At 78.0% G+C, this 11,428-nt stretch carries 2 protein-coding genes; both read right to left on the minus strand.

All coding sequences use genetic code 11. The features are described 5' to 3' along the window. Window positions 1-230: 230 nt before the first annotated feature. Window positions 231-455 carry an MbtH family protein gene (locus ACIO9K_RS02505; protein WP_371519858.1) on the minus strand — a complete coding sequence of 75 codons (225 nt, stop codon included), beginning with the start codon at window positions 453-455 and terminating at the stop codon, window positions 231-233. Beyond that, complete coding sequence (locus ACIO9K_RS02510) at window positions 452-11,425, minus strand: amino acid adenylation domain-containing protein (RefSeq protein ID WP_400326323.1); 10,974 nt, start codon at window positions 11,423-11,425, stop codon at window positions 452-454. Before ACIO9K_RS02510 ends, ACIO9K_RS02505 begins: the two co-directional genes overlap by 4 nt. Between the last annotated feature and the right edge of the window lie 3 nt (window positions 11,426-11,428).

Consider the following 11,428-nt stretch of genomic DNA (forward strand, 5'->3'; position numbering starts at 1 on the left):
GGACAACGGGCGGTGGCGCTGCGGTCCGGACGGGCGGCAATCGGGTGCCTGCGGGGCTCCGGGGCCGGCTCGCCGGCGGCGCGACCGGGCGTGGGGGAAACCCAGGCGCGCCGCACTTGTTCCTGCGGGCCGGCCCCGCGCCCGTCCCTGACATGCTGTCAGTTCGCTTGCGGGGGACGGGAGATCCTTAAGCCAGGGTGGAACATCCCTGATGGACCGGCCGATCGCGGTCAGTCGAGGCGGGCGTCCATCGCCTCGGCCAGGCTGCGCGGACGCAGGTCGGTCCAGTTCTTCTCGACGTAGTCCAGGCAGGCCTGCCGGGATTCCTCGCCGAACACGCTGCGCCAACCGGCGGGCACGTCGACGAAGGCGGGCCAGAGCGCGTGCTGGTTCTCCTCGTTCGCCAGGACCAGGAACGCGCCCTGCTCGTCGTCGAAGGGGTTGGTGCTGCTCATCGGGCCCTCACTTCATGGTTGTGGTCGTGCACGTGGGCAAGGTCGTTCAACTCGTCGGCCGGCTCGTCGTCGAGCTCGCCGTCGAGCTCGCCGTCGAGCTCGCCGTTGACCTCGTCGTTCGACTCGTCGTTCAACTCGTCACAGAACTCGGTGACCCGCCGTCGGAAGGCGGCCACCACCCGCCGGGCGGTCGGCTCGTCGCAGCCGTCCAGCGCGTGTACCAGGGCGCACTCCAGCCCGCCGGGTGCGCCGTCCGCGGTCCGCCGCTCCACCAGTTGGAGCAGCAGGTCGACGGCGGTGCGGGCCACCGGGACGGGCCGCTCGGCGACCGTCACGGCGTCGGCCCACCGCCCGCCGTCGGCCGGTTCGGCCCGCACCAGATGGGAGAGCGCCACCCCGAACAGCGGCTGGCGGCCCGCCCGCCGGGCCGGGTTGACCAGTTCCACCACCCGGTCGAACGGCAGGTCCTGATGGGCGTGGGCGGCCAGCAGCCGCTCCCGGACCCGCCCGACCAGGGTGCGGGCCGTCGGGGCGCCGGAGGTGTCGACCCGCAGCACCACGGTGTTGACCAGGCAGCCGACCACGCCGTCCAGCACCTCGTCGTCCCGGCCGGCCAGCGGCACTCCGATCGGGAGGTCGTGCCCCGCGCCGAGGTCGCCCAGCGCGGCGGCGAACGCCGCCTGCACCACCATCCCGGTGCCGGCCGAACAGGCCCGGGCGGCGGCCGCCAGCCGGCGGTGCTCCCGCAGGTCCAGGGCGAAGCGGACGGTGCCGGCCGCGCCCGGCCCGGCGCCCGGGGCGCCGGTGGCGTCCGGCAGGCCCCGCCACGGCGGCAGGGCGGCCAACGCGCCCTTCCAGTAGGCGGCCTGCCGGGCGGCCGGGCTCTCCGGGCGGTCCTCGTCGCCGAGCCGCCGCCGCAGCCACAGGGCGTGGTCGGCGTACTGGACGGCGGGCGACGGCCAGCGCGGCGCCCCGCCGGCCGCCCGGGCCCGGTAGGCGGACCGCAGGTCGGCCAGCAGCGGTTCGAGCGCGTGCCCGTCCACCGTCGCGTGGTGCAGCACCAGCAGCAGGGTGTGCCGGTCGGGGCCGCTGCGCAGCAGGGCGGTGCGCAGCGGCGGCTCGGTCAACAGGTCGAAGCCGCGGTCGAGTTCGGCGGCGATCCAGGCGTCCAGCCGCTCCGGCGGGACGTCGAGGAAGCGGGGCGCGGCGGACGGGACGGCGGCGAGGAAGGCCTCGGCGAGGTCGGCGTCGGCGGGCGGGGCGCCGGGCGGGGCATCGGCGGGCGCGAGGATGCGCTGCTCGGGGCCGTCCGGGCCGTACGGCAGGACGGTCCGCAGGGCCTCGTGCCGGGCCACCAGGTCGCCGAGGGCGGCCCGCAGCGCGGCGGGGTCGAGCCCGCCGGTGAGGTCGAGGGCCAGGGTGGTGAGGTAGTCCGGGCGGTGCTCGCCCAGGTAGTTGGCCGTCCACAGGCGCAGTTGGGCGGGGGCGAGCGGCAGCCGGTCGGGCCGGGCCGTCCGGTCGCCGAGCGCCGGGGCGCTGCCGCCGGTGCCGTCGGTACGGGCGGCGCGGTCGAGCCGGTGGTCCAGCCCGGCCACCGTGGGCGCGTCGAACAGCTCGCCGAGCGGCACGTCGACCCCCAGGGTGGACCGGATCCGCCCGGCCAGCCGCATCGCGGCGATCGAGTTGCCGCCGAGCGCGAAGAAGTCGTCCTCCGGCGCGACCGCCGGCACCCGCAGCACCTCCGCGAACAGCGCCGCCAGGACCTCCCGGCGGGGCGAGCGGGTCGGCCCCGGGGCCGACCGCTGCGGCGGGCCCAGGGCGGTCGTGTCGACCTTGCCGTTGGCGTCCAGCGGCAGCGCGTCGACCGGGACGAGCACGGCGGGCACCAGGTGGCGCGGCAGCCGCCCGGCGAGCCGGCGGCGCAGTTCGCCGGCGGCCACCGGCCGGTCGGCGACCACGTACCCGACCAGCGAGCGGCCCGCCGGGCCCGCCCCGTGCGGCACCACCCGGGCGGCGGTGACCTCCGGCTCGGCGCACAGCGCGGCCTCGATCTCTCCCGGCTCGATCCGGAACCCGTTGATCTTCACCTGCCGGTCCGCGCGCCCCAGGAAGTGCAGCCGGCCCTCGGTGTCCCACCGGCCCAGGTCCCCGGTGCGGTACAGCCGGCCGCCCGGCGGGCCGTACGGGTCGGCGACGAAGCGCTCGGCCGTCCGGGCCGGGGCGCCGTGGTAGCCCGCGGCCAGGCCCTCGCCGCCCAGGTGGATCTCGCCGGGGACGCCCGGCGGCACCGGGCGCAGCGCGGCGTCCAACAGCAACACCCTCGTCCCCGCGAGCGGGCGGCCGATCGGGACGGCCTCGCCCTCGCGGACCGGGCCCGCCGGGACTTCGTGGCCCAGGGCGAAGGTCGTGCTCTCCACCGGCCCGTACAGGTCCAGCAGCCGCTGCCCGGGCGCGGCCCGCCGGGCCCGGGCGAGCGCCGCCGGGGGGACGACGTCGCCGCCGGTGCAGATCAGGCGCAACCGGGCCAGGGCCGCCGGGACCTGCTCGGTCAGCAGGTCGAACAGGCCCGCCGTCAGCCAGGCCGCGGTGGCACCGCCGCGCTCGACGGCCCGGGCGTAGTCCGCCGGGGTCAGCTCTCCCGGCGGGGCCACCACCACCTGACGGCCGGTCAGCAGCGGCATGAGCAGCTCGTACACCATGGCGTCCCAGGCGTGCGGCGAGTGGAACAGCACCCGGTCGTGGTCGGGGCCGTGCCACAGCGGGTCGTCGGCCAGGGCGAGGATGTTGCGGTGGGTGACCGCCACCCCCTTGGGGCGGCCGGTCGAGCCCGAGGTGTACAGCAACTGGGCGACCTGCCCGGGCGGCACCTCCACGCCGGGGTTGCCCGCGCGCCCGCCCGCCCGCCGGACCGCCGCCAACACCTCGGCGTCCAAAGGCAGTTCGGTGCCCGCCTCGGCGGCGAGCGCGCGCAGCCGCTCGGCCGGGAACCCCGGGTGCAGCGGGACGCAGACGGCGCCGAGCTTGGCCAGCGCCAGCATCGCCACCGGCACCTCCGGGCAGCGCGGCAGCCGTACGGCGACCCGGGTGCCGGGCCGCACCCCGAGGGCCGCCAGGTGGTGGGCCAGCCGGTTGGCGTCGGCGTTGAGCGCGCCGTACGTGGTGGTGGCGGTACCCGTGGCGTTCGCGGTGGCGCCGTCGACGTGGCGCAGGGCGATCCGGTCCGGGTGGTCGGCCGCCAGCCGCTCGAACCGCGCGCCCACCGACACCGGTTCGGCGTCGGCCGCCGGGCCGGTGCCCCAGGCCCGCAGCCCCGCCCGCTGGACGGGCGGCAGCAGGTCGACCCGGCCGGTGGTCAGCGCGTCCGCGCCAGAGCCGGCCAGGGCGGCGCAGGCGGCCGTCAGCAAGGTGCGCAGCCGGTCCGCGTCGAGGTACCGGTCCAGTTCGGCGGGCCGCAGCTGGAGCCGCACGTCCAGGCCTCCCTGGCGCGGCAGCACCACCAGCGAGAGCGGGTAGTGGGTGCCGTCGAACGGTTCGACGGCGCCGATCCGCAGGCCCGGCGCGGGCTCGACGAACCCGGCCTCGTCCAGCGGGTAGTTCTCGAACACCAGTGAGCTGTCGAAGAGCCGCCCGGCACCGGCGGCCTCCTCCACCTCGGTGAGGCCCAGGTGCTCGTGGTCCAGCAACGCGGTGCGCTCCCGCTGGAGCCGGGCGGCGAGCTCTCGCAGCGGCTCGCCCGGGTGCAGCCGGGCCCGGACCGGCACGGTGTTGATCAGCAGGCCCACGAGCCGGTCCGCCTCCGGCAGTTCGGCCGGGCGCTGGGCGACGGTGGTGCCGAACAGGACGTCGTCGCGGCCGGTGAGGTGGGAGAGCACCAGCGCCCACGCCGTCGCCACCAGGGAGCCGAGGGTCACCTCCCACTGCGCGGCGCGCGCCCGCAGCCCGGCGGTGAGCCCGGCGGGCAGGGTGAAGACGCTCGTCGACGGGCCGTCGTCGGCGCCCTCGCCGCCGGCCGGCGCGGGCCGGCCGACCCGGGTGGGCTCGGCCCCGGCGAGGGCGACGCGCCAGGCGCCGCGCGCGGCCGCGTCGTCGCGCCCGGCCAGCCAGTCGAGGTAGCGGCGGTAGGACGGCGCCGGGGGCAGGTCGACGCCCTGGTGCAGCGCGAGCAGCTCGCGCAGCACGATCGGCACCGACCAGCCGTCCAGCAGCAGGTGGTGGTGGGTGAAGACGAGCCGCCACCGGTCGGCGGCCAGCCGCAGCAGGGTGAACCGGATCAGCGGCGGGGTGTCGACCGAGAACGGCCGGCGGTCCTCCGCCACGTGCCGCCGGGCGTCGGCGGACTGCTCCCCCTCCGCCCGTCCGGTGAGGTCCACGGTGCGCCAGGGCAGCGTCACCTCGACCGGCACGACCTGCCGCGGCGGGCCGGACTCGCCGCTGGTGAAGGCCCCGGCGAGCTGCGGATGGCGCGCGAGCAGCCGCCGGGCGGCGTCCTGGAGCCGCTCCGGGTCGATCGCGCCGGTGAGGTCGAGGACGAGCTGCACGAGGTACGGGTCGCGGCGGCCGTCGTGGGCGGCGTAGCGGGAGTGGAACAGCAGGCCGGCCTGGAGCGGCGTGGCGGGCAGCAGGACGGCGGCCTCGGCGGGTGCCTCGGGCTGGGCGTCGGCTGCGGGCCCCCCGGCCCGGGGCGGGCCGGCGGACGACAGGGTGGTGAGGGCCTGCTCCCAGCGGGCGGCGAGTTCGGCCACCGCGTCGGCGGCCAGCACGCCGGCCGGCCAGGCCCATTCGACCCGCAGCCGCGGGCCGTCCGGGCCGGTCTCCACGAAGGCGTCGACCGAGAGGGTGTGGGCGAGCGGCAGGGTGGGGTCGGCCTCGCCCCGCAGGGTGCCGGGGACGGGCTGCCAGGGGCCGCGTCGGGTGGTGTCGAAGCGGCCCAGGTAGTTGAAGGCGATCGGGGCCGGGCGGTCGGGCAGCACGCCGGACCGCTGGAGCAGCCCGTACGTCAGGCCCCGGTGGGGGGTGGCACGCAGGCGCCGCCGCGCGGCCGCGACGGCGCGGGCCAGTTCGTCGGCGGGGGCGAGGTCGTCGGCGCGGGCCGCTCCCCCGGTGTCGGGTCCGGCCGGGCCGGTGTCCAGCAGGACGGGGTGGATGACCGTGAACCAGCCCAGCGTCCGGGAGAGGTCGAGGCCGTCGAGGGCCGCGAGTTCCGGGTCGCGGCCGTGGCCCTCGACGTCCACCAGGAGCGGGCCGTCGGCGCCGCGGGCGCGCCAGCCGCGCAGGGCGGCGGCGAGCGCGCCGAGGAGGATCTCCGGTACGGCGGCGCCGAGTCGGTCGGGCAGGTCGGTCAGCAGGGCGGCGGTCGGGCCGCCGCCCAGGGTGGTGCGCAGGGTCGCGGCCCCGGCCACGGTGTCCCGGGTGCGGTCCAGCGGCCGGGTGCCGATGGTCCCGGTGCCGGCGGTCAGCAGGCCGTGCCAGTGGTCGCGGTCGGCGGCGACCGCCGGGTCGGCCTCGGCCGCCCGCAGCGCGCGGGCCCAGTCGGCGGCCGTGACGGGTACGGCGGCGAGGTCGGCCGGGTGGCCGTCGGCGGCGGCCCGGTGGGCCCGGGCGAGGTCGTCGAGCAGGATCCGCCAGGAGACGCCGTCGACGGCGAGGTGGTGGATCACCATCAGCAGCAGGCCGCCCTGGTCGCCGTCGAACCAGACCGCCCGCAGGAGTTCGCCCCGGTAGGGGTCGAGGCGGCGGCGGGCGTCGTACCGCTGTTCCGCGACGAGTTCCAGCAGGGCGGGCGCCGGGTCGCGGCCGGGGGCGGTGGCGAGGCCCTCGCGGGCGAGGTCGATCCGGTGCAGCAGCGGGGCCGCCGGGACGGTCCCCGCGGGCCGGATCTCGAAGGCGAGCGGCTCGCCCGGGGCCCCGGTCAGGCGGGTCCGCAGCGCGTCGTGGTGGTCGACGAGCTGCTGGAGGGCGGCGCTCAGGGTGTGTTCGGTGGCGCCGGGCGGCACCTCGCACAGCAGGGACTGGGCGTAGCCGTGGATCGGTCCGCCGCGGGCCGCCAGCCAGTCCGCGATCGGGGTGGGCGGCAGCACCCCGCCCGGGGGCGCGGGCGCCGCCGGGCGGGCGGCCGGGGCGCGGACACCGTCCGGGACGACGGCCGCGGCGGCCGCGAGGGCGCGCGGGGTCTGGTGGGTGAACACGTCCTTCGGCGTGATCAGCACGCCCCCCGACCGGGCCCGGGTGGCCAGTTGGATCGCCAGGATGCTGTCCCCGCCGAGCCGGAAGAACCCCTCCGACGGCCCGGGCCGCGCCCGGCCGAGGACGCTGCCGAACAGGGTCCGCAGCTGCTCCTCGGCGGGCGAGCCGCCCTCCGGGCGGGTGACGTGCGGGCGGGCGGCGGCGGACGCCGGGAGCGGGCGGCCGGCCGGGCCCGGGGTGTCGGGCAGGTCGAGGCTGCCAAGGGCGTCGACGGGTGCCGCCGGGTCGGCCAGGGCGGCCGCCAGCAGGCGGCCGAGGCCCTGCGCCAGGCGGTCGGCGGTCTCGGGACGGAAGTGGCCGGTGCTGTACTCCAGGACGCCGCGCACCGTGCCGTCCGGCTGTTCGGCGAACTCGAAGAGCAGCGGGAACTTGGCCATCACCCGCTCGAATCGGTGCGGTGCGCCGGACAGTCCGGGCAGGGTGAGCGCGGGTTGGCGTCCGCCGTGCAGGGTGATCATCACCTGGAACAGCGGGTGGCGGCCGAGTTCCCGGTCGGGTGCGAGGGCGTCCACCACCCGGTCGAAGGGCGCCTGGTCGTGGGCGAAGGCGGTGAGGTCGGCGTGCCGGACGCGGTCGACGAGCTCCGCGAAGCCCGGGCGGCCCGAGAGGTCGGTGCGCAGGGCGAGCGGCTGGGCGAAGTAGCCGACCAGGTCGTCCAGGGCCGGGTCGGCGCGGCCGGCGGTGACCGTGCCGAGGACGAGGTCGGTGCCCGCTCCGGAGCGGGCCAGCAGGCAGGCGACGGCCGCGTGCAGCACCATGAACAGGGTGGCTCCCCGGCCGGCCGCCAACTCGGCTGCTGCTGCGACCAGTTCGGCGTCCCACTGGAACTCGGCGGCGGCCCCGCGCAGGGCCGCGCCGGGCGGCGGCTCATGGTCCACCGGCAGCGCGGTGCGCTCCGGTGCGCCGCGCAAGGTCTCGCGCCAGTGCGCCAGTTCGGTGGCCAGCGGGCTGTCGGGCTCGTCGGCCGGGCCGAGTTCCCGACCCTGCCAGAGCGTGAAGTCGGCGTACTGGAGCGGCAGTCGGGGCCACTCGGGGGCCCGGCCGCGGGCCCGGGCGGCGTAGCCGACGGCGAGGTCGCGGGTCAGCGGGCCCAGTGACTGCTCGTCGGCGGTGATGTGGTGCAGGACGATCAGCAGCAGGTGGGTGCCGGGCCCGGCGGTGAACACCACCAGCCGCCAGGGCAGGCCCTGTTCGAGGTCGAAGGGCCGGTGGACCTCCTCGTGCACCGCCGCGTCCAGGCCGGCGGGGTCCAGGTGCCGGACGGTCAGCGGGAGGGGCGGGTCGTCGAGGATCCGCTGGTACGGCTGCCCGTCGGTGGCCGGGAACACGGTGCGCAGGCTCTCGTGCCGCTGCTGGACGTCGCCGGCGGCGGCCCGTAGCGCGGCCAGGTCGAGCGGTCCGGTCAGCCGGGCGGCGAGCGGGATGTGGTAGGTCGACGCCTGCTCGCCGAGCCGGTGCAGGAACCACAGGCCGCGCTGGGCGTGGGAGAGCGGGATGCGCTCCGGCCGGGGGCCGGCCTGCGGGCGCTGCGGGAGTTCCCGGCCGGCCGCCGCCTCACCCCTGCGGGCGGCGCCACGGGCGCCGATCCGGGCGGCCAGGCCGGCCACGGTGGGGGCCGCGAAGACGTCCCGGATGGTCAGTCCGGCGGACAGCTCGGCGGGCAGCTCGGCCCGGGCGCGGACCACCAGCCGGTTCGCCGAGAGGGAGTCGCCGCCGAGGGCGAAGAAGCTCTCGTCCGCGCCGAAGCCCTCGGCCCCGAGGAGTTCGCCGAACAGCCGGTGCAGCCGGGTCTCGTGCTCGCCGCTGGGCGCCCGGCCCCGGCCGTCCGCCGCCCTGGCCTCCAGGGCCCGCAGCCGGTGCTCGTCGAGCTTGCCGTTGGCGGTCAGCGGGAAGCCCTCGACGGCGACGAAGGCCGCGGGCACCAGGTGGTCCGGGAGCGACGCGCGGGCGTGGTCGGCGGCCGCGCGGACGGCCTCCTCGGTGCCGAGCAGGTAGGCGGTCAGCGCCTTGTGCCCGGGCTCCCGTTCGGTGGCGAGGACGGCGGCGCCGGAGATGCCGGGCAGCGCGGCGAGCGCGGCCTCGATCTCCCCCGGCTCGATGCGGTAGCCGCGGATCTTCACCTGCCGGTCGGTGCGGCCGAGGTGTTCGAGTTCGCCGTCGGGGCGGCGGCGGGCGCGGTCCCCGCTGCGGTACATCCGGCTGCCGGGCGGGCCGTACGGGTCGGCGGTGAAGCGGGCGGCGGTCAGCGCGGGGCGGCCGAGGTAGCCGCGGGCGAGGCCGGGGCCGGCCACGTACAGCTCGCCGGGCAGGCCGTCGGGCACCGGCCGCAGGGCGGCGTCCAGCAGGTACGCCCGCAGGTCGGGCAGCGGGCGGCCGATGGTGGCGGCGCCCGAGGCCACGGCGGCGGCGTCGAGGTCGCCGGCCGTGACGTGCACGGTGGTCTCGGTGATGCCGTACATGTTGACGAGCCGGGGCGCGTCCTGCGGGTGCCGCAGGTACCAGTCCGCGAGCCTCCAGGGTTCGAGCTGCTCACCGCCGAAGATCACGTACCGCAGGGCGAGCCGGGCGCTCGGGCCGGGGTGGGCGGCGTCGGCGGCGGCCAGCTGGGTGAACGCCGAGGGGGTCTGGTTGAGCACCGTGACGCGCTCGTCGGCGAGCAGGCGCAGGAACTCCTCGGGCGAGCGGGCGGTGTCCCGGGGGACGACGACCAGGCGGCCGCCGTGCAGCAGGGCTCCCCACAGCTCCCAGACCGAGAAGTCGAAGGCGTAGGAGTGGAACAGGGTCCAGGTGTCGTCCGGTCCGAAGCCGAACCGGTCGGCGGTGGTGGCGAGCAGCCGGGTGACGTTGCGGTGGGTGACCAGGACGCCCTTGGGGCGGCCGGTGGAACCGGAGGTGTGGATGACGTAGGCGACACCGTCCGGGCCGGGGCGCTGCGGCCGTGTCCGGTCGGCGGGCTCGTCCGCGCCGTCGACGGGCAGGGTCTCGACGCCGTCGGGCAGCGCCGCCCGGGCGGAGCCGTCCGTCACCACGAGCCGGGGCGCGGCGTCCTCGATGGTCGCGCGCAGCCGCTCGACCGGGTAGTCCGGATCCAGCGGCAGGTAGCCGGCGCCGGCCTTCTGGACGCCGAGCAGCGCGACCACCAGGTCCGGCGAGCGGGGCAGGGCGACGCCCACCAGGTCGCCGCGGCGCACGCCCCGGGCGGCGAGCCGGCGGGCCAACCGGTCGGCGCGCTGGTCGAGTTCGCGGTATGTGAGGACGGTTTCCCCCAACACCACGGCCGGTGCCCGCGGGCGGGTGGCGGCCTGCTGTTCGAACAGCGAGACCAGGGTGTCGCCGTCCTGGCCGGTCCGGTCCGGCGCCGGCGCGGGGGCAGGCCGCGGCGCTGGCAGGGCGACGGCGCTGCCGGTGCGCAGCCGGCCGACCGGGAGCCCCTCGGGGGCCTCGGCCAGCGCCGTCACGAGGTCGAGCACCCGGTCCAGGTGGGCCCGGACGGTGTCCTCGGGGTAGTCGCCGACCGCGTCGGCGAACACCGGCAGGGTGGCGCGGCCGTTGTCGTAGACGCCGAGCGCGAAGTCCTCGGGCAGGCCCGGCGAGACCTCGTGCACGGTGGCCGGGATCCCGCCGAACCGCAGGCCCAGGTCGAGCGGCAGCAGGTTCAGGGTGGGGCCGATCAGCGGCCGGTCGCCCCGGGCGGCGGCGGTGTCGCGGAGCAGGTCCTCGAAGCGGTACCGCTGGCGGCGCAGCGCGGCCCGGACCCGGTCCGCCGTGGCCGCCACCAGGCCGCCGACGGTGGCGGCCGGGTCGACGGCGAGCCGCAGCGGGACGACGTTCGCCGTCATGCCGAGGGCCCGCCGGGCCAGCGCGGCGTCCCGGCCGCGGACGCCGAGGCCGATCACCGCCGTGCCCTCGCCGGTGTCGGCGTGCAGCGCGACGGCGAGCGCGGCCGGGAACAGCGCCGTCCAGCCCGCGCCGACGCGCTCGCGGACAGCGGCCCAGCGTTCGGCGGACAGCTCCGTCCGGACGGCGACCGGCGGGCGCGGGCCCGAGCCGGTCGGGGCGCTGCGTCCGCCCGCGAGGCGGGGCGGGTCGCCGAGGCCGGCCGACTCCTCGGCCCAGAACGCGGCGTCGGTGCGGAACCGGGCGGAGGAGCGGTAGGCGGCGTCGTCGTCCAGCAGGGCCTGGAGCGGGTCGTGCACGCCGGTGGAGGGCGGCTCGCCCGCGTGCAGCGCCGTGTACTCGGCCGCCACCCGGCGCATCAGCCCGGCCCCGCCCACGCCGTCGCACAGGATGTGGTGGATCCGGAGGTACCAGAGGTACTCCGCCTCGCCGGTCCGCAGCAGGAAGTGGTCGAAGGGCGGGCGGGCGGTCAGGTCGTAGGGGTGGGCGAGTTCGGCGGCGAGGAACGCGCGGGCGGCGGCGGCCGGGTCCTCGTGGTGGCGCAGGTCCTGCCGGTGCAGCGGCCAGTCGGCGGCGTCCTCGATGATCTGGACGGCGCCGTCGGCGGTCGGCTCGAAGCGCGCCCGCAGGCTCTCGCTGCCGGCCACCACGCCCCGCAGCGCGCGTTCGAACAGCTCCTCGTCGATCGCGCCGTGGAACTGGACGTACTGGCCGGCGGTGAACCGCCGCCCGGTGGGGTCGGCCTCGTGGCCGAACCAGATTCCCGACTGCGGGGCCGTGAGCGGCCGTCGTCGGGCGGGCGTGACGGGCGTGGCGGGCATGGCGGACATCCG

Origin of the sequence: Kitasatospora sp. NPDC087271 (genome assembly GCF_044744605.1) — a bacterium.
GTDB lineage: Bacteria > Actinomycetota > Actinomycetes > Streptomycetales > Streptomycetaceae > Kitasatospora.